Below are 24,377 nucleotides of genomic sequence, written 5' to 3' on the forward strand. Positions count from 1 at the left end.
GCTTCAGATTTTGTACATTATATTCTATAAAAACCACTGATATGCAACTGGATAAGGAAAAAGAATATATCAAACCTCTGGAGCAGGTAAAAGACCTGGATCCGCTTCTGGAGAAAATAGGAGATTCAAAATATGTGCTACTTGGGGAAGCCAGCCATGGCACACATGAGTATTATACATGGCGAGCAGAAATCTCTAAACGGCTTATAAAAGAGAAAGGCTTTTCATTTGTGGCTGTAGAAGGTGACTGGCCAGATTGTTTTGAGATCAATCGCTGGGTGAAAGATCTTCCCGGCACCCCTGCAAACATTGCCGATGTGCTCAAAAATTTTAAGCGCTGGCCAACATGGATGTGGGCCAATTGGGAAGTTGCCGCTTTCGCCGAATGGATGAAAGGCTACAATAAACACCTGAATACAAAGAATAAAATAGGATTTTACGGGCTTGATGTGTACAGCCTCTGGGAATCTATGGAGATCATAGTGAACTACCTTGAAAAAGAAGATCCTGAAGTAGCCGCGCTGGCAAAGCGCACCGCCGATTGTTTTGAACCTTACCGGCAAAACGATTCTTATGTTACAGCTTACCGCGGCCTCAAACAAAAGTGCCGCAACGAAGTGGTACAGCTGTTAAAGGAAGTGAGGCAAAAGACTTCTCAATATGAAAATGAACCGGAAGCAGGGCTCAATGCCGAACTAAATTCCCTGGTACTCAAAAATGCCGAAAAATACTACGAGGCCATGGCTCAGTTTGACCACTCTTCCTGGAACGTACGCGACAGCCATATGGTAGAAACGCTTAACACGCTTACAGATTATCATGGAGAAGACACCAAAGTGATCGTTTGGGAGCACAATACCCACATAGGCGACGCCAGGGCGACAGATATGGCAGCACAGGGCCTGCATAATGTGGGGCAACTGGTGAGACAACAGCACAGCGATGACGGGGTCTATCTGGTGGGCTTTGGCTCGTATGAAGGTTCTGTGATCGCAGGAGATTTTTGGGGCGCGCCCATGAAAAAAATGGACCTGCCCAAAGGTATTGATGGAAGTATTGAAAGAAAACTGCACACCGTTGGCGCCGAAAATAAACTACTGCTTTTTGAAGAAGGCACCGACTTGTACAAAAAACTACAGGACAGGATAGGTCACCGGGCGGTTGGTGTGGTTTACGATCCACACCGGGAACGTGGCAATTATGTATCTTCAAAAATATCAAAAAGATACGATGCCTTTTTATACATTGATAAGACCAAAGGTCTTCACCCATTACACCTGCAACCCGACGGCAGCAAAACTCCTGAAACTTATCCCTTCGGAATTTAAAATAAAATATGAAGATAAAGATCCTGGGCACCCGCGGAAAAATAGAACCCAAAGCTGAAGATCACGTTAATCACACCGGATTTTTAATAGATGATAAGATACTGATTGATGTAGGGGAAGAAAAATATATGGATAAACACCCAAAAGCTGTGGTCTTTACCCACTTTCATCCAGATCACGCTTTTTTTGTTCCGAATAAAGAAAAATTCATACCCAAAACTCCCCTTTTTGGGCCCGAAGCCCACGACCTCATTCCGCAGCTCAAGGTGATTTCAGGAAAATTTGAAGTAGAAGGATATACCTTTACTCCTATTCCTGTTATTCATGCGCTCAGATTAAAATCCCTTGGCTATATCATCAAAAAAGCCGAAAAAAGGATCTTTATCACAGGAGATGTGGCATGGATAGAAAAAGCGAACCTTGCCGATTTACCGCCATTAGATCTCGTGATCACCGAAGCTACCTTTATAAAGAAAGGCGGACGAATTAACCGAAAGAAAGACAGGATCTTTGGCCACACCGGTGTTCCCAACCTCATTCGCCTCTTATCTCCGCTCACCAAAAAAATTGTCTTTTGTCACTATGGCGAGTGGTTCTTTGAAGACACTCCGCATAACAGCAAACAAAAGATCAAAGCACTTGAAAAAGAAATCCCGCTGGTACCGGCACACGACGGAATGGAGATGGAGGTTTAATTAGTATGCCCAAAAAGCTCTTTTAGCTGCTGTGCATTTTTGGGGGCGTGAGCATGTATGTCATTATTGAAATAAATATAGATTTCCTTGAGCCCACTATCCATGATCTTTTTATGCCATTCCTTTAATTCATCTTTAGAATAAAGGTAATCATACCAGTCTTTACCTGTGCCGTGAAACCGGAGGTAGCCTGTTTTGCCGGTAGTAATTAATTCTTCAGGAAATTCGGGACTTGAAATTGAGCTGAAGATGATGTTGTGCTCCTTCAGGATATCAAATACTCCTTCATCATACCATGAATCATGACGAAATTCAAGCACATTTTTTAATGTTGGATCAAGCGTTTTACAAAACTCCCTGAGCTTCTCATCATTCCGGTGCAGGTTTGGCGGCAACTGCCATAAAATGCAGCCAAGGTTCTGCTTTAAAAGCCTTGCAAGACTTTCAAAATCCTTCACGCTTTGAGTAACATCCTTTAGCTTTTTGCGGTGGGTGATGTACCGGTGCCCTTTTAAAGTAAACTGGAAATTCTTCCCTACAGTCGCTTTCCATGTATGCAATCCTTTTTCCCGTGGAAACCTGTAAAATGTATTGTTGATCTCTACGGTGTCAAAAATGGCAGAATAATGCTCCAGCCACTTGCGCTGCGCCATTTTTTGCGGGTAAAAAGCTCCCCGCCAGTCTTTATAATTATATCCCGAACAACCTATATGCACCTTCATTTTTGCTCTTTTTGACAGGATGGGCAGAAATAAGTGCTACGGCCTGAGACCTTGATCTGTTTGATCTTTCCTTCACAAGCAGGGCAGTCATCACCTTCTTTTCGATGTTTAATGAGATAAGAATCGGGGAAATCCTTTCGCACTCCTTCCTTATTTATAGCCATTTCAAGCACTTTCTGCATCTTTCTGAACAGCTGCTTCTTGTCTTTTTCTGAAATTAAATTCGTCTTTGTCTTCGGATGTATCTTGCACTGGTACAGCATTTCATCAGAATACAAATTGCCAATTCCTGCCAGCACATGTTGATCTGTCAACACTCCTTTGATGATTCCGGTTTTAGATTCAAGCAGTTCAAGGAATTCATCTTCCGAAAGATCTAGCGCATCATGGCCCAACTCTTTTCGCTGCCTGAATTCTTCCAGGCTTTCAGCAATAAAAAGTTTGCCCAGTTTCCTTCTGCACACAAAAGCCAGGTGATCGTTATCCTCAAAAGAGAAAACCACTCCGGAATACTTCGGCGGATCCTGATTCTTGTAATACTCCAGCTTTCCTGTCATTCCAAAATGCAAAACCAAAGCTTTTTCTCCCGAGGTTTCGATAAAAAGATATTTCCCCAACCTACGGCTTCCTGTAAATTTATTTCCTTCAAAAGCTTTAATAAACGCTTCTTTTGGTGCCTGTAATCCGCTGGTATTCAAAAAATCTATAGAGGTGATTTTTTTATCCAGTGCAGTAGCATCGAGATATTCTTTATACAGCGTAATTTCGGGTAGTTCTGGCATAGTGGTTGATTTTTCTGTTCTCCTTTCAAATTACCTAAAATCAGCCGAAGACCCTATTTTTTAAGAAATATTTCAAAGAATTTGGAGTTGGAAACTATATCTTATCTGGGCAGGATTAAAAAAATTCAATGCATAGATCCCTCAAAAAAATGTTCGCGATACTATTCCTGCTGCCGTTGCTGGGAGGACACTGGAGCTGTGCTGCAAAAAAAGACATGGAAGAAAAAAAAATCGTTTACCAGGGCAATAAATTCATTCCCGAAAGTCTACTACACGAGGCCAAAGTGGCTCTCTCCTACTACCCCGAACTCAAGGATGTAGAAATTGATTTTAAGTACAAGAAAGACATCAAGAAATCTTTCATGCAGGCCCAGCCCAACAAATCGAATTTGTTCAAGGGCAAAAATGACCGTACTTATAACATTTTCATCAGCAGTAGATTTTTGATTGAAAAAGAAGAATTTACAATGTCCGATGTACCTTCAGAAGTTCTAATAGGCTGGCTGGGCCATGAGCTGGGGCATGTTATGGACTATCGGGACAAATCGGCTATGGGCCTTATTATTTTTGGATTCAGGTATATCACTTCAGAAAATTACATCAAACGGGCCGAACGTGCTGCCGATACCTACGCTGTAAATGCCGGAATGAGTGAATATATACTCGCCACCAAGAATTTTATCCTGAACAACTCCCATTTATCTGATACTTATAAGGAAAGAATCGCCCGCCTCTACCTCTCGCCCGAAGAAATCCTGGTGTTGGTAAATAAACTGGAAGAAGAACCGGAAGAACTCTTAAAGGAGTAAGGATTATTGTTTATTGTTTATTGAATATTGTTTCACGACGAACTCTTCCCACTCTGCAAACTTTTCTTCATTCATTACCTTTTCCATTTTCACCTGTCCGCCTTTCTTTTTATTGGCTGCGCTCCACGAGGTAAACATCTCGGGAGAGGTTTTCACGACCTCCACCCCTTTTAAAGCTTTACTGCGGGCCACCCCATAGTTTTTATTGGCTTCCTGGAGGGCTTTATCCAGGGCTGCTGCCAGTTCTTCGTTATTGATTTCAGCTTCGGTACCCAGGTACCATTTATGGATGTATTCCCTGTCTTTTTTAATCGCGGCCACAGTAAACTCGGGGATGGTAATATTGAATTTTTGTTCCATTTCTTTAATGGCATCATTCATTTTATTAACCGATAGCTGAGAACCCACCACATTCAGAAAAAATTTTGTTCTCCCCGTGATCCTTATCTCCAGCCGGTCTACGTCGGTGAATTTTACGGTATCACCAATGACATATCTCCAGGCTCCCGAAACCGTACTAATTAACAGTACGTAATCTTTTTCGGGCTCTACCTTTTCCAGTGGCAGCACGGGGGCATCGGGGGTTACAGCGCCGTTTTCTCCAATATATTCAGGCTTAAAAGGCACAAATTCGAAATATATCCCATTGTCAACAACCAGCTGCATTGATCGGGTTTCGGGCCGTGACTGAAAAGCCATAAATCCCTCGGAAGCCAGGTAAGTATCTATCACCACCAGCGGATGGGAAACAAGTTTATCAAAAGCTTTTTCATACGGTTCAAAGGCAACTCCACCCGTTGAATATACCATAAGATTTGGCCAGATTTCATGAATATTGGAAGCATTGTGATATTCAATGATCTTTTTGAGCATAAGCTCTGTCCATGACGGGATTCCGGTGAGGGCGCCTATATCCCAGTTTTTGGCCTCTTTTGCGATTTGCAGTACCCGCTCATCCCAATCTTCAATTTGGGAAATCTCTACCCCGGGTTTGTAAAAATTACGGAACCAAAAAGGGATATTGCTGGCACTAATCCCGCTTATCTCTCCTTCTTCGTGGTCTTCAACCTGCTTAAGATCGGTGGAACTGCCCAGCATCATGATCTCCTTCTGAAAAAAATCGGAAGGCAGGTCGTAATTCGCCAAAGAAGCCACCTGTTTGATCCCGGTTTGGCGAATTGCCTCTACCATATCATCGGTAACGGGAATTCTCTTGCTCGATTTACCCGTAGTACCCGAACTCAGCGCAAAATAAGGAGGTTTGCCGGGCCAGGTAACATTTTCTTCCCCCTCGTGCATTTTGCTCCACCACTCTTCATTGATCTTATTGTAGTCAAAAATGGGAATTTGGCGGGCAAATTCTGCCTTTATGTCATCTGCTTCTAAAAGTTCTTCAAAATTATAATGTAGACCAAAAGCAGTATTTTTTGCCTTTTTCAGCAGGTTTTTCAACACTTCGGCCTGCGCTTCATGAGGTTTGGGTTCCGAAGAAACTGCATCGGTTACCTGGATTAGTCCTTTTATTATTGATCCTATTACTGCCATTGATTCCTTTTTGGCTGAAATTACTCAAAAGCTCATTATTTGCCAGAAAACACAGGCGGAATTACCAAGATTTTAACCTTTCAAAAGATCTGGTGCCAGGCTGAAATTCTTCAGAAATACTTCGGAAAAAATCCTCCTCAATTTTGCCATTTTTGAGACCTTAGCGGCATGGATCTTAAACCAGATTACAAAGCCCTTCTCGATCTCGCTCATGCGAAGATGCATTTTGGCAAATACAAAGGCCGATATCTTTCAGAACTACCGGAATTCTATCTGGTCTGGTTTAGGCAACAGGGATTTCCGAAGGGAAAAACCGGAGATCAACTACAGCAGGTGCTGGATCTTAAAGTGAACGGCATGGAAGATATCCTGCGGACTATTAGAAGAAAATACCCGAGATAGCGCAGTTTTGCCGGTATTTTACTAAGATTTCATTCCTTAAAGTTTTGCTAACATATTCTCCTGCAAATGGTTTCTTTTTCTTTTCTTCTTTGTAATTTAGCGCCCTGAATAAAAAGACGCACAAACATCTCTCTACAATGGCTGAAACCAAGTATATCTTTGTCACCGGCGGCGTTTCCTCTTCGCTTGGAAAAGGCATAATTGCTGCTTCCCTGGCAAAATTACTGCAAGCGCGTGGATACAAGACCACTATTCAGAAACTGGATCCTTACATCAACGTTGACCCCGGTACGTTAAACCCTTATGAGCACGGCGAATGCTACGTCACCGAAGACGGGGCAGAAACCGATCTCGACCTGGGGCATTATGAACGTTTTCTAAACGTGAACACCTCCCAGGCCAATAATGTTACCACCGGCCGCATCTACCAAAGCGTAATTGAAAAAGAGCGCCGCGGGGAATTTTTGGGGAAAACCGTACAGGTTATTCCGCACATCACCAATGAGATTAAGGAGCGGGTACAGTTACTTGGCAAGAACCACGAGTATGATATCGTGATCACCGAGATTGGCGGAACTGTGGGGGATATTGAATCCCTGCCGTACATTGAGGCTGTGAGGCAGTTAAAGTGGGAATTAGGAGATGACAATGCGCTGGTAATTCACCTTACGCTGGTTCCCTTTCTCTCGGCAGCTGGCGAACTTAAGACGAAACCTACCCAACACAGCGTGAAGACGCTCATGGAAAGCGGACTTAGGGCCGATATCCTGGTATGCCGTACCGAACACGAACTCTCTGACGACATAAGACGTAAACTGGCACTTTTTTGCAACGTAAAACAGGAAGCTGTTATACAATCTATAGATGCTTCTACCATTTATGACGTGCCAAATATGATGCTGCAGGAAGGCCTGGATACGGTGACTTTGAAGAAGCTTAACCTTCCCGATGACACCACCCCAAACCTTACACAGTGGAATGAATTTTTAAAGCGTCACAAGAATCCAAAACATGAAGTGACCATTGGCCTGATAGGTAAATATGTAGAACTTCAGGATTCTTATAAATCTATTCTGGAAGCTTTTATTCACGCCGGTGCTGCAAATGAAGTGAAGGTAAAAGTAGAAAGCATTCATTCTGAATTTATCAACCAAAGCACTATACAGAACAAGATCTCTCACCTTGACGGAATTTTAGTTGCCCCCGGATTTGGGGAGCGTGGAGTTGAAGGAAAGATTGATGCCGTGCGTTTTGCAAGAGAGCACAAATTGCCCTTTTTGGGTATTTGTCTTGGGATGCAAATGGCAGTAATTGAGTTTGCCCGAAATGTACTACAACTTAAAAAGGCAAATTCTACAGAGATGGATCCCAACACACCTCACCCGGTGATTGACCTTATGAAGGAGCAAAAGGAAATTACCCACCTTGGTGGTACCATGAGGTTAGGCTCGTGGGAATGTACCGTAAAAGATGATTCTACTGCCAAAGAAGTTTACGGCACCAACCAGATCTTTGAAAGACACCGCCACCGCTACGAATACAACAATCAATACACCACCCAAATGGAATCTCACGGACTTAAAAGCACCGGAGTAAATCCTAAAACGAACCTGGTAGAGATTGTAGAAATAGAAGACCACCCGTGGTTTGTTGGGGTGCAATATCACCCCGAATATAAAAGTACGGTTGCGAACCCGCACCCTCTTTTTATAGCTTTTATTAAAGCTGCAAAAGAATACTCACAGAAAAAAAATAATGCCAGCCTGGCACAATAGTCTTTTTTGGTCACAATTTTGACTGGCAATGACAGCGGAAAGATCCGCGTTTATTAATTTTTATAATGGAAGAAAAAAAATTAGATATTAATTCTTTAATAGGATTCCTTCTCATTGGGGGAATCCTGTTATGGATGTTGTACATGAATCCTTCGGCTCCCGAAGTTGTGGAAGAACCGGCAAATGATGAAGTTGTAGTCACTCCCGATGCGCAGGAAGAAGTGCCGCAGTACGATGCGGTACAGGAGACAGATTCGGCAGCGGTAGCCCGGGCAGCAGCCAGGTTGGGTGCATTTGGATATTCGGCTACTTTACCTTCAGCTTCAGAGAATACTACTTCAGTTGAAAACGATGTTCTTGCTTTGAATTTTTCAAACAAAGGCGGATACCTTTCCGAAGCAAGGATGAAGAATTACAAGACCTTTGATTCTATTCCTGTATACCTTATAAAAGATGATAATGCATCTTTTAACCTCAGTTTTTCAACTGTAGATGGCCGGGTACTCAATACAAAGGATCTTTATTTTGAGCCGACTGTAACCAAAAATGGAGACAACACCATTGTTTCGATGAAACTTAAGGTTTCTCCTGAAGAATTTCTTGAATATCGTTACGTGCTGAAGCCTGGCGAGTACATGATAGACTTTACGGTTAGATCACAAGGTTTAAATGACGTTCTAAATTCTTCGGCACCTATAGTTCTGGATTGGAAACTTAAAGGCTACAGGCATGCAAAAAGTATCACTTATGAAAACCGGTACACCAAACTTGTATATGAGTATGATGGCGGTAACGATGATGAAGTGAACGACGGGGAAGATGAAGAAAAGGACATTTCTTATGTCGCTTATAAACAGCATTTCTTTACATCTATACTACTTACTGACACTCCTTTTGAAACCGGAACATTTGAGGCAGAAAACCTTGTGGAAGATGAAGAAGTAGATACATTATACACCAAGGCCTTTGCTTCTACCATGCCGCTACAGCTTAACGGCGGGGAGCTTAATTACAACATGAACTGGTACTATGGCCCCAGTGATTACAAGATCCTTAATGATTACGACAGGAACCTTGACGAAATAATGCCCCTTGGATGGGGAATCTTTGGCTGGATCAACAGGTATTTATTCATTCCTTTCTTTGCCTTTATTACCAATTACATGGGGTATGGGATAGCCATTATTGTAATGACTATTGCAATTAAACTTGTGCTCTCCCCTGTTCAATACAAGCAGTACCTCTCACAGGCAAAGATGAAGGTTTTAAGACCTGAGATCAACGAGCTCAACGAGAAGTACAAGGACAACCCAATGAAAAAGCAGCAGGAAACTATGAAGCTGTACAGTAAAGCCGGCGCCAGCCCCATGAGTGGTTGTCTTCCTGCCTTAATGCAGCTGCCGGTATTCTATGCGCTCTTCATGTTCTTCCCCAGTGCTTTCCAGTTAAGGCAAAAAGGCTTCCTTTGGGCAGATGATCTTTCAAGTTATGATAAGATTGCAGAGCTTCCTTTTTATATACCTTTCTACGGAGATCACGTGAGTTTGTTTCCAATTCTCGCCTCTATTGCCATCTTTATCTATATGATGATGACCACCGGGCAAACGATGCAGAATACGCAACAGCCGGGAATGCCTAACATGAAGTTCATCATGTACCTTTCCCCGCTCTTTATGTTGATCTTCTTCAACAACTACGCAAGTGGACTTTCACTGTACTATTTGACTTCAAACCTTATTACTATTGGAATCATGCTGGTGATCAAAAACTTCATTATTGATGAAGATAAGATTCACGCACAAATCCAGGAGAACAAGAAGAAGCCTAAGAAACAGGGGAAATTTGCCCGCAAGATGCAGGAGATGATGGAGCAGGCAGAACAACAAAAGAAAGGAAAGAAATAACAGCTTTTATTTACCAGTAAAAAAGAAGAGCCCGGGAATTTCCCGGGCTCTTCTACATTTAACCAACCACCAAAACAATCAATTACATAGCAGGTAACAAAACAGTATCAAGAACATGAACAACACCGTTATTGGCCTGTACATCTACAACTATAATATTTGCTGTTCTTCCACTGGCATCAGTGATCACTGCCCCATTATCAAGGTCTATAGTGAATGACTGTCCCAGCAGCGTAGAAACTTCCATATCATCTGTAAGGGCCGATGATCTTACGTTTGCCCCGGCCACTACGTGATAGCTCAATACCGACGCCAAAACATCTTCAGGGATATCATTTAAAGAGTTCAATTCCAGCTCTCCAAGCAAAGCAGCAAAAGCTTCATTTGTAGGCGCAAATACTGTAAATGGCGCGGGTGAACCGGTTTCCATAAGAGTAGATACGAAAGTAAAATCATCTTCCCTGGTAAGTGCTGCCACTAAACTATTAAAAGTAGGATCGGCAAGTGCAAAAGTAACAACGCTTGGCAAGCCAATCACTTCATCTACTGCATGTATAATTCCGTTATCTACCTCAATGTCGGCTGCAGTCACAGTGGCTACTCCGTTGATCATCACCCCATTTTCTGTACTTATATACATAGAAAGGTTTTCTTCGGAAGCACTTCCGGTAGCCATACTTTCAATATAACCTGTAGAAAGATCGGCTGCCATAATTTCCCCCATTTGTACATGGTTGAGCAATACCTGGGTAAGCAGGTCTACAGGAACATCAGCAAGGGTAGAAAACCCGTTATCAGAGAGAAAAGCAGCAAATGCATCATTATCGGGTGCAAATACTGTATAATTTTGTGTTCCATCTAGCGTTGCAGTAAGACCGGCAACTTCGAGTGCCGCTGCAAGCGAAGAATAATTGTCATTTGACGCAACAAAGTCGGCTATAGTGTTAGTCTCCACAACCGGAACGGCAGTGTCATCGTCATCATCGCTACAGGCTGTAAAAGCCAATACAAAAAATAGGCCCGCCGCTATTTTTTTTAAGTTTAATAAATCTTTCATTTGTAGTTTATTTTAAGTTACAATTCAAATCTAAAGTAAAAGAACAAACAACAATGTTTAAGTTTAGTTAATTTTTTTTAAACAAAAATATGTCAGCAACATTTAAAACATTCAGCGCCTTATACTTAATACTTTTATTGACCTCCCCTGCTATGGCTCAAACCTCGCTCAACGCCTATGATAACAGAGGAGAGAAGCATGGAGACTGGATAGAATATTATGACAATAACCAGTCCCAACCAAAATTTGAGGGCAGATACGAACATGGAAAAAGAATCGGATTGTTTAAATTTTACCAGGAAGGACTTAAACATCCTGTTGCCGTAATGAATTTTGACCCCAATTCTGAAAAGGTAGCAGCAAGATACCTGGCGCAGGATGGAAGTACAATAAGTGAGGGCGAATTTACAGGTCAACAACGCACCGGTACCTGGACCTACTACCACCAAGATTCTGATGATGTGATGATGACAGAACAATATGTGAACGGGGAATTACACGGGCAGAAGAAAATCTATTACGATAATGGTCAACTTGCCGAAGAAGCCACATATAATAAAGGACACCTGGATGGCCTCCGAAAACTATATTCTGTTAAAGGCGTTGTTCTTGAAGACCTGCTCTATAAAGCCGGTAAACTTCACGGCCCTGCAAAGATCTATAACGGCAAAGGTGAGCTTGTAAGCAAGGGGATTTATGAAAACGACAAACACCACGGCACCTGGAAATACTACGAAAACGGAAAACTTAAAGAAGAAAAAGAATTTTAAGCAATCCTCAACATTTATAGATTTAATATATTTACCAAAACCCTAAAAAATGAACCTTATGAAAAAGTACCTATTCTTACTAGCGGCATTTACACTAATTTTTTTCTCCTCTTGCAGTAGTGATGATGACAACGGCGGTGAGGCAGATCCTATAATAGGCACGTGGACATTGGTAGAAGCCAGCCTATTCGATGTGGAAGGCTGTACTGAACAATCTTTTGTCACTCTTAAAAAAGGAAATACCGGGAGCGCGACTTTTTATCTTCAGCAGGCTGACTGTACCCCTCAATCCTCCTCTGGAGAATGGGAAAATTTAGGAGATTCACGTTATAAACTTGCCGTACCAGTCATTGGAGCTGTAGAAGGCACAGTAGTTTTTACAGGTGATGACAGCTTTACATTCCAGACAGCCTCAACAGGTAGTTTTACTTTTGAAAAACAATAAAATTTTGCAGAATGAAAAAAAGCGACTTAAATAAGTCGCTTTTTTTATGATTTTTCCTCAAAGCCCTTCCTCTCCAAAAGTGGCAAATTTTCTGTATTTTTGCAGCTTAATTCAAGACCTTTAAAAAGGGGAGAGAAAGATTATGAAAAGAGTAGTTGTAGGTTTATCTGGCGGGGTAGATTCAAGTGTTGCAGCCTATCTGTTAAAAGAGAAGGGCTATGAAGTTATTGGCTTGTTCATGAAGAACTGGCATGATGAAGGGGTAACAATTTCCAAGGAATGCCCGTGGCTGGACGATTCAAACGATGCCATGCTGGTAGCCGATAAACTCGGAATTCCGTTTCAAACCGTAGACCTTAGCGCCGAATACAAAGAACGTATCGTAGATTACATGTTCAACGAATATGAACGTGGCCGCACGCCAAACCCCGATGTACTTTGTAACCGGGAAATTAAGTTTGACGTCTTTATGAAGATCGCCCTTTCTCTGGGTGCCGATTATGTTGCAACAGGTCACTATTGTCGCAAGGGAGAAACACAGGTTGATGGTAAAACAGCTTTTCAACTGCTTGCGGGAAAAGATAAAAACAAAGATCAGTCATATTTTCTTTGTCAGCTTTCACAGGAGCAACTTGCAAAAACGCTGTTCCCTATAGGAGAACTTCAAAAAAGTGAAGTACGAAAAATTGCTGCGGAACAGGATCTTGTTACTGCTGAAAAAAAGGACTCACAAGGACTTTGTTTTATCGGGAAAGTGAGACTTCCGGAGTTCCTTCAGCAGAAGTTGCAACCTAAAGAAGGTGACATCGTAGAAATTCCTGCTTCAGAAGAAAAATTTCAGTCTGAAACCAAAGAATTTCAGAATAAACTGGAAGAGCTACAATTCATGTCCCGTAAATATTCATATCAGCCTTCCGAAGGTAAAAAAGTGGGGCGTCACCAGGGGGCTCATTATTTTACCAAGGGGCAACGAAAAGGTCTTGCCGTGGGTGGTACCCCCGAACCGCTTTTCGTAATTGAAACCGATGTGAAAGAAAACGTGATTTACACCGGACAGGGAAAAGATCACCCCGGAATTTACCGTCGTGGCCTCTTTATTTCTCCCGATGAAATTCACTGGGTGCGGCCCGATTTAAAGCTGGAGGCAGATGAAGAAATGCCTGTAAAGGCCAGAATTCGTTACCGGCAGGAACTTCAGGAGGCAAGGCTTTACCAAACAGAGCACGGCCTCTATATTATTTTTGACAAAGCACAACCTTCTATTACCGAAGGCCAGTTTGTGGCCTGGTACCGGGAAGATGAACTAATAGGTTCAGGAGTAATTTCTTAACTTCGAAAAAGAACTTTTTAACCCTGTCGTGGCTTCACGACAGGGACTATACCCGCCAATTATGACCAACAACAGGATCACCCAACTCTTTGACATAAAATATCCCATAATACAGGCCGGAATGATTTGGGCCAGCGGATGGAAACTTGCCAGCGCCGTGAGCAATGAAGGAGGACTGGGAATTATTGGTGCAGGCTCTATGTATCCTGAAGTTCTTAGGGAGCACATCCAAAAATGTCAAAAAGCGACCTCCTTTCCTTTTGCCGTTAATATTCCCATGCTCTACCCCAACCTGGAAAAGATCATGGAGATCATCATAGAAGAAGGAGTGAAAATCGTCTTTACCTCTGCCGGAAACCCGAAGACCTGGACGCCCTATTTACAGGAAAAAGGAATCAAAGTGGTTCATGTGGTGAGCAGTGTAAAATTTGCCCTTAAAGCTGAAGCCGCCGGTGTAGATGCAGTGGTAGCTGAAGGTTTTGAAGCCGGAGGCCACAATGGCAGGGATGAGACCACAACTTTTACCCTAATTCCCATGGTTAGGGAACAAATCAAAATTCCGCTTATAGCTGCAGGAGGTATTGCCACCGGCCGCGGAATGCTGGCTGCGATCGTTCTGGGAGCCGATGCCGTGCAGGTGGGCAGCAGGTTTGTTGCCTGCAATGAAGCTTCCTCTCATCCAAACTTCAAGGAAATGGTGGTACAGGCCAAAGAAGGCGACACAGTGCTTACTCTCAAAGAACTCGCCCCTGTAAGGCTATTGAAAAACCGCTTTTTTGAGCAGGTAACCGAGCTGTATGCTACAAGCCCTACAAAAGATCAACTCATTGAACTGCTGGGACGTGCAAGAGCCAAAAAAGGCATGTTTGAAGGAGATCTAGAGGAAGGAGAACTGGAAATAGGGCAGATTTCGGGATTGATTCACGACATCAAACCTGCAGCCGAAATTATTCAGGATATGCTCAAAGAATTTGAAGCAGCCAAAGCCGAAGTCGCCAGCTTTTAAGAAGAGAATTCCTCCAGCTTTTTCAGTTCTTCATTAACCAATATTTGCCACTTGAGCTGGGCTTCTTTATTCATACTGTGCCCTGTCTCTCTGTCAAATTTTTGCTGCATGAGTGCCCGCTCCTTTTCAACTTTTTTATAGATCTCCTGCAAAGAAGATTTTACCTCCCTGCTTTTTTTGAAATCAAATTCCACCATCGCTTTCCGAAGCTTTCTTGCGTGCAATTCTGTGATATCAAAGTGCAGCTGCTCATGAGCCAGCAAGTGGACAGAATTACTGTCTTTCACCCACGATCTCTGCGGATTGAAAAAAGATTCTACTTCAAATTGATATTCTTTACCTAAAACAGAAGTTTTAAGCGACCAGGAGTATGAGATGCCCGAACTGGTATTTGCAGAAAATGAGCTGTTAGGATCTGGTGCGGCCTGAAAATTTTTCCAGGTGAGAGCATTTTCCTCCCATCCTATCTTTTCTTCCGGCACCTGGGCCTGCGCTCCAAAAGAGGCTAGAAGAATTAAAAGGCTACTTAGAAATGGTATTTTCATAGTGAAAACTAATGTCCAGAACGATATCGGGATGCAGGCTGTACAGCACCGGACATGTCTTTGCTGCGCGCTCCAGGATCTTCCTGTTTTTCTCATCATAGGAAGCCGGAAAGCTAAGTTCAACTTTTATGCCTGAAATCCTTCTTGGATCTGCAGCCATAGTTTTTGTGATACCGGCAGTGGTCCCTTCCACATTAATACCCAGATCTCTGGCCTTAATACCAATAATGGTCATCATACAGCTTCCCAGGGCTGTGGCAACCGTATCGGTGGGAGAAAAAGCCTCTCCCCTTCCCTCATTGTCTACAGGCGCATCTGTAATAAAGGTATTACTGCTTTGTAAATGTTCACACTGGGTTCTTAGATCGCCCAGATAAGTCACTTTTGAAGTCATTATCTAACTACTTTTAAATTGAGATCCCTTCCGTAGGATAAGATATAAACCGAGTTATTGATATAGCCACCATCGGGACGTATTCCGTAACTGAATTTATTTTCTACATACTGGGTAGTGCTGTCTGTCTTTAACGACTCATAGAGATTTTCTGCCGAAGCCAGCCTCAACAGCACATCATAAGTCACATCAAAACCTCTTACTGCAGCAGCATTTGGCACTACGCCATACTTTTCGACATATTTCTCAATAAAATTCCGGTTCTTTTCAGGATCAAAATTACGATCAACAGAAGGGTAATGGAAATTGAGTTTCCCCAAATGACTATTGGAAATATTATCACTTTCAAAAGACTTATTCCTGTCGGTTGTCAACAGCGTGATCTTGTATGCATCGGCAATAGAATTAAGGTATGAAGTGGCATTGCTCAATACTCCAATCTTGCTCGACTCCAGGATGATCCAGTTAGGACGGGTTTTATCCAGAGCACCTGCAACCTGCGCCTGATTGATGGAACCACCTTCTGAGGGCGTTACCAACCTGGCAGCGGGAAAAGCAGCAGAAAGCCGTCTCCTGTTCTCGGCTGCGCTCCCGTCGGCAATGATCACAAGGTTCTTACCCGCAGAATTTTCTGAAATAAATGAGATCATCGCTTCACGCAGCATCTCGTCTGTAGGACGGGTTTGCAGGTAATTATCAAGAGCGGTAATTTGATTTTTTGAAAGAGGGGAAACCACAGGAATATTCCTACGTTCCAGGCCTCTTGCGGCAGTTTCTACGGTAGACTGTAAAAGTGGCCCAATCACAGCATCAACGTTATCAAAATTTTGGGTGTTGAGCAGCAAATTAACCTTTCCGGGATTTTGCTCGGTATCCAATACAGTAAGATCTGTAGAGATTCCCAAAGTCTTAGCTGAATCTACTGCCATTAAAATTCCGGTGTAGAAATCGAGAGACAATTGCATTACCTGGTCTTTCTTGATCCTTTCGGCATAATTATCAGATGTGTCGGTAACTACAAGTTTATTCTTGTTGAACGGCAACATCACCACCAGGTTCTTTGTTTTATAATTATTGATCTTACGCTCCAGGTTTACGTATTCTTCAGCCTCATATTCACCTACACCTTCAGCAAGCTCAATATTTGGAATTTTAAGCACCATACCCGATTTTAATCCGTCGGCAAGTGCCGGGTTTAGAGACACCAATGAATCGCGACTTATTCCGAAGCGACGCGTAAGACTAAAAATAGTCTCCTGTGGCTGCACCTGGTAGTACTTGAAAAGTTTACCATCTACATCAACCACTTTCTCGACATTTCCATTCCTAACCGTGATCACCATCCCCGGTTGCAGGTTCTGCATGTTTGGATTAAGCCTTTGCAAATCGGCAATGGTAATGTTGTATTTCCTGGAAATGCCGTAAAGGGTTTCCTGCGGAAGCACCACGTGCTCCTTCACACTTAGATCAAATATATTTGAAGGCGAGGGTGAAGGATTAGGATTGTTGGCTATTGCGGCAGGTGTACTTTTAGGAATCCTGATCTTTTCTCCCCTGCGAAGTTCTTCGGAATAAAGATGTTTATTGAATCTTTTAATGTCTTCAATACTCACATTATACTCCTGTGAAAGACTAAAAAGTGTCTCTTTCCGCTTCACGCGATGAGTCACAAATTTTTGATCTTCCTGTGCTGAAGTCTGTATATCTTCATCCCTACCGCTATTAAGAGGCACTACCAGTTTTCCATCGGGCTGTATCCCGCGACGGGCATCGGGGTTGTACCTAAAGAGCGTTTCTTCAGAAATATTGTATTGCCTTGCAATTTCCGCTGTTGTTTCCCCTCTCTTTACAATGTGGTATTTATACTCTTGTGCAAAAGCCTGAACAGCGAACATTTGCAAAAAGAGAAAAAGAACTGCAATTTTTTTCATAGATCATTGTTTATTCCCACTCAATAGTGGCAGGCGGTTTAGAACTTATGTCGTACACTACCCTATTAACGCCTTTAACTCTGTTAATTATTGTATTGGAAGTTTTTTGCAAAAAATCATACGGTAGATTCACCCAGTCGGCCGTCATCCCATCGGTAGATTCAACTGCACGCAGGGCAACTACTTTTTCATAGGTTCTTTCATCTCCCATTACACCTACCGAGTTCACTGGCAAAAGAATTGCTCCTGCCTGCCAAACCTTGTCATATAACTCCCATTCTTTTAATCCATTCACAAAAATGGCATCAACCTCCTGTAAAATACGAACTTTTTCGGGAGTGATGTCGCCAAGAATCCTAATCGCCAGTCCGGGCCCGGGAAAAGGATGTCTTCCCAATAGTTCCTTATCTATCTCCAGCTCTGCTCCTACTCTTCTCACCTCATCCTTGAACAACATTCTCAACGGCTCCACTACCTTAAGCTTCATATAAGCAGGTAAACCGCCCACATTGTGGTGAGACTTGATGGTCACCGAAGGCCCGTTCACCGAGACAGATTCAATAACATCGGGATAAATGGTTCCCTGTGCCAGGTACTTCACATCTTTTATGCAGTGAGCCTCATCGTCAAATACATCAATAAAGGTCTTGCCTATCGCCTTCCGCTTCCCTTCAGGGTCTGAGATTCCTGCCAGAGCATCCAAAAAACGTGCCGAAGCATCAACCCCTTTTACGTTAAGGCCCATGTGCTTGTACTGGTCAAGCACGCTTTCAAATTCATTCTTTCTTAGCAGGCCGTTATTTACGAAGATGCAGTAAAGGTTCTTACCAATGGCTTTATGAAGAAGTACGGCGGCAACGGTAGAATCCACGCCTCCGCTTAACCCTAACACTACTTTATCATCGCCTATTTGTTTCTTAAGGTCGGCTACCGTCATGTCTACAAAAGCTTCCGGAGTCCATTCCTGCTCAACTTTTGCAATGTTTACAAGGAAGTTTTCCAAAAGTTGTTTTCCATCTGTTGAGTGGTAAACTTCGGGGTGGAACTGGATGGCATAAGTATCTTCTCCGTCTATGCGGTAAGCGGCATTCAGTACATCTGGTGTACTTGCCAACCTCACCCCATTCTCGGGTAATTCTTTAATAGTATCACTGTGGCTCATCCATACCTGTGAGTTTTCAGTAATATCGGCAAACAAGGCTTCATCATCTTTGATCACCGAAAGATTAGCGCGGCCGTATTCTCTTATTTCTGAAGCTTCTACCTTTCCGCCGTTAAAATGCGCGAGATATTGCGCTCCATAACAAACGGCCAGAACGGGAAGCTGCTTCCTAATCTTCGAAAGATCGGGGTGTGGCGCATCTTCTGCTCTAACAGAAAAAGGACTTCCCGAAAGTATTACAGCTTTAAAACCGGAAAGATCAGTTGGAATTTTGTTGTAAGGGTGAATCTCGCAGTAAATATTGAGTTCTCGAACCCGGCGGGCAATCAATTGTGTGTATTGAGAGCCAAAATCTAAGATAAGGACGTTGTTGTGCATGCGCAAAAATAGGAATTTGAGGTAAAATTAACCCCTGTGCCGACTTATTTTATATCTTTAAACTTAAAATCGTTCAGTTTACCCCCTATGAAATACATTGCTCCCATCTTCGTATCGGTCGCCATAGTACTGGCCGCCTACATTGCCGGTAATTTTTATCTCAAAAGAGCCACTCCCCCCGGAGTCATTGCAGTAACGGGATCGGGAAGTGAAGATTTCACTTCAGACCTTATTGTGTGGGAAGGGACGTTTTCTCAAACCAGCATGGAGCTACAGGCTGCTTTTGAAAGACTCAATGCAGACAAAGAAACCGTAAGACAATACCTCATTTCAAAAGGTATAGACGAAAAGAATATCGTCTTCAATTCGGTAAAGACTACCGAACTTAGAGAGGCACAATACCAGAATGGCAATTATGTAGGAGAAATCTTTAAGGGCTACCAACTCCAGCAAACCGTAAAAATTGAGTCTACAGATGTGCCTATGGTCGAAAAAGTATCACGGGAGATCACCGAACTTCTCCAAAAAGGGGTGCAGTTCAATTCTACTCCTCCCCGCTACTACTACACAAAATTAAGTGACCTCAAGATCCAGATGATCTCGGCCGCCACAGAAGATGCTCGTATAAGGGCCGAAAAAATTGCCCAAAACAGCGGTAGCGAACTGGGATCTTTACGCAGTGCCGATCTTGGCGTTTTCCAGATCATTGGCCAGAACAGTGGCGAAAGCTTCACCTGGGGCGGCGCCTACAACACTGCCGATAAGAAGAAAACAGCCTCGGTGACCATGAGGCTGGAGTTTGAAATAGACTAAGAAAATATCATCTTTAACTGGTAAAAATACCTTCTGAAAATGTCATTTTTGGAAGGTATTTTTGTTTAATCTTCAGCTCTTTTCTGAAAGTTTTATGCTGAAGGATTTACCTTTCCAGAAATTCTAAATTTTTCCCAAACTGACTAATTTCCTCTCATCCTTTCGATATTTTTGGGTAAAACCCATTAGTACAAACCATGAAACTGCATATTTCTTCTGAATTTGGGAAGGTTGCCCTTATAAAATACGCTATTCCTGCTGAAGTAGTGGAGAAATACCTGCCAAAGCACACAAAACCCGACCTCTACAACGGATTATGCATGATAAGCCTTGTGGGTTTCCAGGTAAAAAAGCTAAAAGTAGCCGACGTGAAATTGCCATTTTTGAAGGATTTTGAAGAGATTGATCTTCAGATCTACGTCAGGCGTTTTGATGGTGCAAAATGGCAAAAAGGAGTGGTGGTTATACACCGGATCTTAGAGCAACCGGGCTCTGCCATATTGGCAAATACCATATTTAAAACCAACTATATAGCCCTTCCCACAAGTAGTGCTGTAGAGGAAACACAGGACGATATCAAAGCGAATTATTCCTGGCAATACAAAGGTATACAGCAAAATTTTGGGGTAAAAAGTAACCGCCTCGCTGCACCATATGATAAGGACAGCAAAGTGGCATTTTTTCTAGATCGCTCTTTTGGATACATCAAAGCCCGGGAAAAGACCTACGAATATGGGCTCAATCACGTGGACTGGCATCTTTACAGTGTAGAAGAATATTCCGTTGACGTCGATTTCTCCCGGCAGTTCGATCCTGCGTTTAATATTCTCAATTCCCAAACCCCGCATTCGGTGATCTTTACAGAAGGCTCAACAGTTGAGATTGGGGAGAATGTGGAGGTTACTTCTTGAGATGTGAGATAAAATTTCTCGCAGAGAGCGCAAAGAACTTTCGCAGAGGCCGCTAAATCACCCAAAATATTCAAATGCCAGAATTGTCAAATTTCATTTTCCCGCAGATTTCGCAGATTTCCGTAGAAAATGAAAAGATATCCGTGAGGATCGGTGGCTTTTAAACTACAGGATTTCATTTCACACGAAGAGCACAAAGATTCAAAAAAGCTCACAGAGAAATTCCGTACACAAATTAATGGATATCCGTGCATCCGTGGCTGAAATTTCCCACAGATCTCGCAGATTTCCGCAGAATAAAAAAAGAAATCCGTGCATCCGTGACTCCTATACTACAGAATTTCATTTCACACAAAGAGCACGAAGGTTCAAATAAGCACACAAAGAGATTTCGTAGAGGAATTTATTATAGAACATCCGTGCTCATCTTCAAATCAACACATCTTCAAATTTTCAAATCTATCTTCCCGCGGAAAAAAAAGACATCCGTGCATCCGTGGCTTTTAAATCACGGTTCCCAACCTCTCGACTCCGCTCGAGGTGACCTGGTTTCCACTTGAATCTGCTCCCGAATCCTGAACTTTAAATCTGGAATTTTAAATATTGAATTTTGAATCTCGAATTTAGAATTATTTCATCGTTTCCAAAATAGCATCAATATCGGCTTCGGTGGTTTCGGGATTGATGAAACAGAAACGTGAAATAGTTTCTCCCTTCCACTTCGTGGGTGTCACTAAAGCCATACCTGATTTGTGATTTCTATAGGTCCAGTCGCGGTACTCGTCGGGAGTCCAGCCTTTTCTTCGGAATAAAACTACTGATAAACTCGCTGGCCTTACCAGTTCAAGGTTGTCATCCTGCTCAATCTTTTCCGCAGCAATCCTCGCAAGCTCGATCCCTTTTTCAATGGCAGTGGTATACTTATCGGTTCCGTGCATTGCCAGGGAAAACCATAAAGGCATTCCGCGGACCCTCCGGGTAAGCTGGATCTGATAATCGGAAGGGTTAAAGCCATCTGCACCTCCATCTTTAAAGATCTCGAGGTAAGCCCCTTTTTGTGAATGGGCTTCGGCGGCCAGGCTCATATCCTTATAAAGAATAGCCCCACAGTCATAGGGTGAAAAAAGCCATTTATGAGGATCTATCGTAATACTGTCGGCCCTTTCAATTCCGTTGAAAAGTTGGCGTACAGAAGGTGCGGCAAGTGCGCCGCCACCATAAGCAGCATCTACATGAAACCAGATCCCTTCTTTTTCACAAACATCGGCAATAGAATCCAGCTCATCTATGATTCCGGCATTGGTAGTTCCACCGGTAGCTGCCACTGCAAAAAGCCTTTTTCGGTCCTTCTCTTCGAGCTCATCAATAGCCGATTGTAACGCATGCCCTCGCAGGTTTTCATCGGGACAATCGATCATCACCACATCGGCATCCATCACTTTAGCCATTGCCTGAATTGAGGAATGGGCGCCATTTGAAGTGAGCAACAAAGCCCGCACTCCAATATTGGCCGCATCTTTCTTTCTCCAGGCTTCGCGCGCTGTAACAAGTCCCGAAAGGTTTGCGGCTGTCCCACCACTGGTGAATACTCCAAAAGACTCTTTTGGCAGCCCTGTAAGGGAAACCAGCCACTTCATGGCTTGATTTTCACAGAAGATCCCACCGGCACCTTCCATCCAGTAAGCACCGTGAATACTGGAAGCCGAGGTTACAAGGTCGAACATAATAGCTGCACGTGTAGGCGCAGCCGGCACAAAGGCTAAATGGCGAGGGTGATCTATAGGCACGGTAGCCTTCACCAAAATATCCCGAAACATTTTAAAAGCAACTTCTCCCCCAATACCTTTTGGCGTGACAGTTTCTCCAATCTTTTCAAACAGCTCCTCTTCTCTTTGGGGAGAACCCAGCTCGGGCGTAACATTTGAGATACGGTCAACAGTATATTTCATTACATCGAGCGTCATTTCAACAAGATCGATGTCTATCTTATGCATTTTCGTCATAGCGAAATAATATCAAATTTTAATTCAAGTGGTTGTAGGCTGTCCAGCAGGGCAGGAATGAGAGCATCTCCATATTCAAGATAAAACTCTGAGAAATTATGATGCCTTTCCTGAAGCCCTTTGTCGGGAAATAATTCATTTTGCAGGCTTGCAATTCTTGAAACCTCATCTTCAAGCTTTCTTTTCTGGGCTTTTAGCAGTCGTTTTTCCAGGTGATCAAGGCCTTTAAGCTGTTTCACCTCCTGCGCTTTTACAGCATTCAGGAAAGATTTGTCAGTCTGTTCGGCCAGGCTGTACATTTCCTGAAATTGCTTCACCAAATGCTCTTTTTGAGAGGAAAAGTCAATGTCTATATTGGAAATCCTTCTTACTTTCCGGTTGATCAATTCATGAGACTTCAGGAAAAGTTCGGGTAAAGAGATGTTCAGTTTTTGCCTTTTTTGATCCTGCTTTTCTGTTTGAAGCAAGGCCGAATTACGAATCAGGAGTATTGGAAAGGTAACCTCTGCCTGCTCAAAAAGCTGTTTTAGCTGAAACCAGTACGCCAGTTCACCGCCGCCGCCAATGTAACACAGATTTGGCAGGATTAGCTCTTCATACAAAGGCCGGAGCAGCACATTGGGGCTGAATTTCTTCGGATGTTCTTCAATAACCTGCTCCAATTCTTCGCGGGTCCAGGAAATCTCGTGGTCATGGACAAAGAATTTTCCGTTCTTCTCAATAATGCGTTCGCGCAAACCTTCCTGCATGTAAAACAGGTTGATCTCCCGCGGATTCACCTGTACTTTATATCCTTCTTTCTCTAAAGCTTCAGTTTGTTGCTGAACAGTTTTAAAAGAAAGCTGCTCAAAAAGCTCTTTTTTGACAAGCGGGATATACAATCTCTTGAGCTCTGGCTCATGCGCGTCAAGGATGACGAGTCCCTGCTCTTTAAAAAGTTCATTTGCCAGGTAACGCGTGGCATCGGCAAGATTATCGTGCTCCAAATATGCCTTTTTAAACCATTCTTTGAGCTGCTGTGCATTTTTGCTACTCCCAATTTCAGCTGAAAAAAGTTCAAAGACATCTTCAAGACCATCGGTAGGCATTTCTCCCACAGGTCCGCCGGTCTTCTTTGATTTTGGCGGATTCCACTGAAATTTCTTTCCGTGGAGATTAAAAAAACTGATCTCTTCAAAGTCATGATCTTCGGTCGCCATCCAGTACAACGGTACAAAATTGTACTCGGGATACTCTTTTTTGAGATCGGCCGCAAGATTTATTGCGGAGACGATCTTGTAAAGAAAATAAAGCGGACCGGTAAAAAGGTTGAGCTGATGCCCTGTGGTCACAGTAAAAGTGGTGTCTTTCTCCAAAAGGTCAATGTTCGCAAGGCTTGCTTCAGAAGCATTTATATTTTGATATTGACGCTTCAGGGTTTTGACAAGAACGGCACGTTTTTCGCTTCCGCCGTGGCTGCTGAAGTTCTCTTTTTTTGAAAGGATCTGCTTTCCGAAGTTATTGAGGTCAGGGAAAAGCCCGTAAAACTGCTTAACATTCTCTTTTTGATCCAGATAATCGGTTACTAATGAAGTAAAGTAGTTCGTTTCCCGATACGAAAGAGAATTTTTCTGCATTGAAATGAATTTTCGCAAATATACAATTAAGAGCGTTGGCGGTAAAATCAATAA

General features: G+C 42.9%; 22 protein-coding genes. 12 read left to right on the top strand and 10 right to left on the bottom strand.

Annotated features, from left to right (window positions below):
• Positions 1-41: 41 nt before the first annotated feature.
• A complete protein-coding gene (locus OQ279_RS12710) occupies positions 42-1,328 on the top strand; it encodes an erythromycin esterase family protein (protein ID WP_266070312.1) in 1,287 nt (428 codons plus the stop codon).
• Positions 1,329-1,336: 8 nt separating this feature from the next.
• Positions 1,337-2,023 carry an MBL fold metallo-hydrolase gene (locus OQ279_RS12715; RefSeq protein WP_266070314.1) on the top strand — a complete coding sequence of 229 codons (687 nt, stop codon included), beginning with the start codon at positions 1,337-1,339 and terminating at the stop codon, positions 2,021-2,023.
• Here OQ279_RS12715 and OQ279_RS12720 read toward each other — a convergent pair.
• Both OQ279_RS12720 and OQ279_RS12725 read right to left on the bottom strand, forming a co-directional pair.
• Positions 2,020-2,745 (bottom strand): DUF72 domain-containing protein, encoded by a 726-nt coding sequence (locus OQ279_RS12720; protein ID WP_266070315.1) that lies wholly within the window; start codon positions 2,743-2,745, stop codon positions 2,020-2,022. The genes OQ279_RS12715 and OQ279_RS12720 overlap by 4 nt on opposite strands.
• On the bottom strand, positions 2,742-3,527 hold the full coding sequence (locus OQ279_RS12725) for an Fpg/Nei family DNA glycosylase (RefSeq protein WP_266070316.1): 786 nt from the start codon (positions 3,525-3,527) through the stop codon (positions 2,742-2,744). Before OQ279_RS12725 ends, OQ279_RS12720 begins: the two co-directional genes overlap by 4 nt.
• A 128-nt stretch (positions 3,528-3,655) precedes the next feature.
• Here OQ279_RS12725 and OQ279_RS12730 point away from each other — a divergent pair, with 128 nt between their 5' ends.
• Entirely contained in the window at positions 3,656-4,336 is a 681-nt protein-coding gene (locus tag OQ279_RS12730) for a hypothetical protein (RefSeq protein WP_266070317.1), read from the top strand.
• Positions 4,337-4,339: 3 nt separating this feature from the next.
• Here OQ279_RS12730 and OQ279_RS12735 read toward each other — a convergent pair whose 3' ends face one another.
• Positions 4,340-5,881: a GH3 family acyl-acid amido synthetase gene (locus OQ279_RS12735; protein ID WP_266070318.1), complete on the bottom strand. Its 1,542-nt coding sequence runs from the start codon at positions 5,879-5,881 to the stop codon at positions 4,340-4,342.
• Between the two features lie 168 nt (positions 5,882-6,049).
• On the opposite strand from OQ279_RS12735, the gene OQ279_RS12740 reads away from it, so the two are divergent.
• The 3 genes from OQ279_RS12740 (at position 6,050) to yidC (ending at position 9,962) form a co-directional block, all read left to right on the top strand.
• Positions 6,050-6,283, top strand: a complete 234-nt coding sequence (locus tag OQ279_RS12740) for a DUF3820 family protein (RefSeq protein ID WP_266070319.1) — start codon at positions 6,050-6,052, stop codon at positions 6,281-6,283.
• Positions 6,284-6,420: 137 nt separating this feature from the next.
• A complete protein-coding gene (gene pyrG / locus OQ279_RS12745; protein WP_266070320.1) occupies positions 6,421-8,058 on the top strand; it encodes a CTP synthase in 1,638 nt (545 codons plus the stop codon).
• 65 nt (positions 8,059-8,123) lie between these two features.
• Entirely contained in the window at positions 8,124-9,962 is a 1,839-nt protein-coding gene (gene yidC, locus OQ279_RS12750; protein ID WP_266070321.1) for a membrane protein insertase YidC, read from the top strand.
• An 82-nt stretch (positions 9,963-10,044) separates the two neighbouring features.
• Here the strand turns inward: yidC and OQ279_RS12755 are convergent, their stop codons facing one another.
• Positions 10,045-11,019: a fasciclin domain-containing protein gene (locus OQ279_RS12755; RefSeq protein ID WP_266070322.1), complete on the bottom strand. Its 975-nt coding sequence runs from the start codon at positions 11,017-11,019 to the stop codon at positions 10,045-10,047.
• 89 nt (positions 11,020-11,108) lie between these two features.
• Here OQ279_RS12755 and OQ279_RS12760 point away from each other — a divergent pair, with 89 nt between their 5' ends.
• From OQ279_RS12760 to OQ279_RS12775, 4 genes are all read left to right on the top strand, one after another.
• Entirely contained in the window at positions 11,109-11,789 is a 681-nt protein-coding gene (locus OQ279_RS12760; protein WP_266070323.1) for a toxin-antitoxin system YwqK family antitoxin, read from the top strand.
• A 58-nt stretch (positions 11,790-11,847) separates the two neighbouring features.
• Positions 11,848-12,234: a lipocalin family protein gene (locus OQ279_RS12765; RefSeq protein ID WP_266070324.1), complete on the top strand. Its 387-nt coding sequence runs from the start codon at positions 11,848-11,850 to the stop codon at positions 12,232-12,234.
• Positions 12,235-12,376: 142 nt separating this feature from the next.
• Complete coding sequence (mnmA, locus tag OQ279_RS12770; protein WP_266070325.1) at positions 12,377-13,564, top strand: tRNA 2-thiouridine(34) synthase MnmA; 1,188 nt, start codon at positions 12,377-12,379, stop codon at positions 13,562-13,564.
• Positions 13,565-13,625: 61 nt separating this feature from the next.
• Complete coding sequence (locus OQ279_RS12775) at positions 13,626-14,570, top strand: NAD(P)H-dependent flavin oxidoreductase (protein ID WP_266070364.1); 945 nt, start codon at positions 13,626-13,628, stop codon at positions 14,568-14,570.
• Here OQ279_RS12775 and OQ279_RS12780 read toward each other — a convergent pair.
• The 4 genes from OQ279_RS12780 to guaA are packed head-to-tail and all read right to left on the bottom strand — an operon-like array spanning position 14,567 to position 18,980.
• Entirely contained in the window at positions 14,567-15,115 is a 549-nt protein-coding gene (locus tag OQ279_RS12780) for a DUF922 domain-containing protein (RefSeq protein ID WP_266070326.1), read from the bottom strand. The genes OQ279_RS12775 and OQ279_RS12780 overlap by 4 nt on opposite strands.
• Complete coding sequence (locus OQ279_RS12785) at positions 15,093-15,509, bottom strand: OsmC family protein (RefSeq protein ID WP_266070327.1); 417 nt, start codon at positions 15,507-15,509, stop codon at positions 15,093-15,095. Before OQ279_RS12785 ends, OQ279_RS12780 begins: the two co-directional genes overlap by 23 nt.
• On the bottom strand, positions 15,509-17,440 hold the full coding sequence (locus OQ279_RS12790; RefSeq protein ID WP_266070328.1) for a LysM peptidoglycan-binding domain-containing protein: 1,932 nt from the start codon (positions 17,438-17,440) through the stop codon (positions 15,509-15,511). Before OQ279_RS12790 ends, OQ279_RS12785 begins: the two co-directional genes overlap by 1 nt.
• Positions 17,441-17,450: 10 nt before the next feature.
• A complete protein-coding gene (guaA, locus tag OQ279_RS12795) occupies positions 17,451-18,980 on the bottom strand; it encodes a glutamine-hydrolyzing GMP synthase (RefSeq protein ID WP_266070331.1) in 1,530 nt (509 codons plus the stop codon).
• A gap of 87 nt (positions 18,981-19,067) precedes the next feature.
• Between guaA and OQ279_RS12800 the strand changes: the two genes are divergently transcribed.
• Together OQ279_RS12800 and OQ279_RS12805 are read left to right on the top strand one after the other, a co-directional pair.
• Positions 19,068-19,793, top strand: coding sequence for an SIMPL domain-containing protein (locus OQ279_RS12800; RefSeq protein WP_266070332.1), 726 nt, complete (start codon positions 19,068-19,070; stop codon positions 19,791-19,793).
• 197 nt (positions 19,794-19,990) lie between these two features.
• A complete protein-coding gene (locus tag OQ279_RS12805) occupies positions 19,991-20,704 on the top strand; it encodes a DUF2071 domain-containing protein (protein WP_266070334.1) in 714 nt (237 codons plus the stop codon).
• Positions 20,705-21,333: 629 nt separating this feature from the next.
• Here the strand turns inward: OQ279_RS12805 and OQ279_RS12810 are convergent.
• Entirely contained in the window at positions 21,334-22,698 is a 1,365-nt protein-coding gene (locus OQ279_RS12810; protein ID WP_266070365.1) for a pyridoxal phosphate-dependent decarboxylase family protein, read from the bottom strand.
• Between the two features lie 5 nt (positions 22,699-22,703).
• Positions 22,704-24,323, bottom strand: a complete 1,620-nt coding sequence (gene bshC / locus OQ279_RS12815; protein WP_266070336.1) for a bacillithiol biosynthesis cysteine-adding enzyme BshC — start codon at positions 24,321-24,323, stop codon at positions 22,704-22,706.
• Between the last annotated feature and the right edge of the window lie 54 nt (positions 24,324-24,377).

The sequence above is a fragment of the Salinimicrobium profundisediminis genome, from assembly GCF_026241755.1.
Classification (GTDB): Bacteria; Bacteroidota; Bacteroidia; order Flavobacteriales; family Flavobacteriaceae; genus Salinimicrobium; species Salinimicrobium profundisediminis.

What these genes read in the sequence shown, in the direction of transcription:
- OQ279_RS12710 (WP_266070312.1), top strand. Translation starts at nt 42, where the DNA reads ATGCAACTGGATAAGGAAAAAGAATATATCAAACCTCTGGAGCAGGTA.
- OQ279_RS12715 (WP_266070314.1), top strand. Translation starts at nt 1,337, where the DNA reads ATGAAGATAAAGATCCTGGGCACCCGCGGAAAAATAGAACCCAAAGCT.
- OQ279_RS12720 (WP_266070315.1), bottom strand. Translation starts at nt 2,745, where the DNA reads ATGAAGGTGCATATAGGTTGTTCGGGATATAATTATAAAGACTGGCGG.
- OQ279_RS12725 (WP_266070316.1), bottom strand. Translation starts at nt 3,527, where the DNA reads ATGCCAGAACTACCCGAAATTACGCTGTATAAAGAATATCTCGATGCT.
- OQ279_RS12730 (WP_266070317.1), top strand. Translation starts at nt 3,656, where the DNA reads ATGCATAGATCCCTCAAAAAAATGTTCGCGATACTATTCCTGCTGCCG.
- OQ279_RS12735 (WP_266070318.1), bottom strand. Translation starts at nt 5,881, where the DNA reads ATGGCAGTAATAGGATCAATAATAAAAGGACTAATCCAGGTAACCGAT.
- OQ279_RS12740 (WP_266070319.1), top strand. Translation starts at nt 6,050, where the DNA reads ATGGATCTTAAACCAGATTACAAAGCCCTTCTCGATCTCGCTCATGCG.
- pyrG (WP_266070320.1), top strand. Translation starts at nt 6,421, where the DNA reads ATGGCTGAAACCAAGTATATCTTTGTCACCGGCGGCGTTTCCTCTTCG.
- yidC (WP_266070321.1), top strand. Translation starts at nt 8,124, where the DNA reads ATGGAAGAAAAAAAATTAGATATTAATTCTTTAATAGGATTCCTTCTC.
- OQ279_RS12755 (WP_266070322.1), bottom strand. Translation starts at nt 11,019, where the DNA reads ATGAAAGATTTATTAAACTTAAAAAAAATAGCGGCGGGCCTATTTTTT.
- OQ279_RS12760 (WP_266070323.1), top strand. Translation starts at nt 11,109, where the DNA reads ATGTCAGCAACATTTAAAACATTCAGCGCCTTATACTTAATACTTTTA.
- OQ279_RS12765 (WP_266070324.1), top strand. Translation starts at nt 11,848, where the DNA reads ATGAAAAAGTACCTATTCTTACTAGCGGCATTTACACTAATTTTTTTC.
- mnmA (WP_266070325.1), top strand. Translation starts at nt 12,377, where the DNA reads ATGAAAAGAGTAGTTGTAGGTTTATCTGGCGGGGTAGATTCAAGTGTT.
- OQ279_RS12775 (WP_266070364.1), top strand. Translation starts at nt 13,626, where the DNA reads ATGACCAACAACAGGATCACCCAACTCTTTGACATAAAATATCCCATA.
- OQ279_RS12780 (WP_266070326.1), bottom strand. Translation starts at nt 15,115, where the DNA reads ATGAAAATACCATTTCTAAGTAGCCTTTTAATTCTTCTAGCCTCTTTT.
- OQ279_RS12785 (WP_266070327.1), bottom strand. Translation starts at nt 15,509, where the DNA reads ATGACTTCAAAAGTGACTTATCTGGGCGATCTAAGAACCCAGTGTGAA.
- OQ279_RS12790 (WP_266070328.1), bottom strand. Translation starts at nt 17,440, where the DNA reads ATGAAAAAAATTGCAGTTCTTTTTCTCTTTTTGCAAATGTTCGCTGTT.
- guaA (WP_266070331.1), bottom strand. Translation starts at nt 18,980, where the DNA reads ATGCACAACAACGTCCTTATCTTAGATTTTGGCTCTCAATACACACAA.
- OQ279_RS12800 (WP_266070332.1), top strand. Translation starts at nt 19,068, where the DNA reads ATGAAATACATTGCTCCCATCTTCGTATCGGTCGCCATAGTACTGGCC.
- OQ279_RS12805 (WP_266070334.1), top strand. Translation starts at nt 19,991, where the DNA reads ATGAAACTGCATATTTCTTCTGAATTTGGGAAGGTTGCCCTTATAAAA.
- OQ279_RS12810 (WP_266070365.1), bottom strand. Translation starts at nt 22,698, where the DNA reads ATGCATAAGATAGACATCGATCTTGTTGAAATGACGCTCGATGTAATG.
- bshC (WP_266070336.1), bottom strand. Translation starts at nt 24,323, where the DNA reads ATGCAGAAAAATTCTCTTTCGTATCGGGAAACGAACTACTTTACTTCA.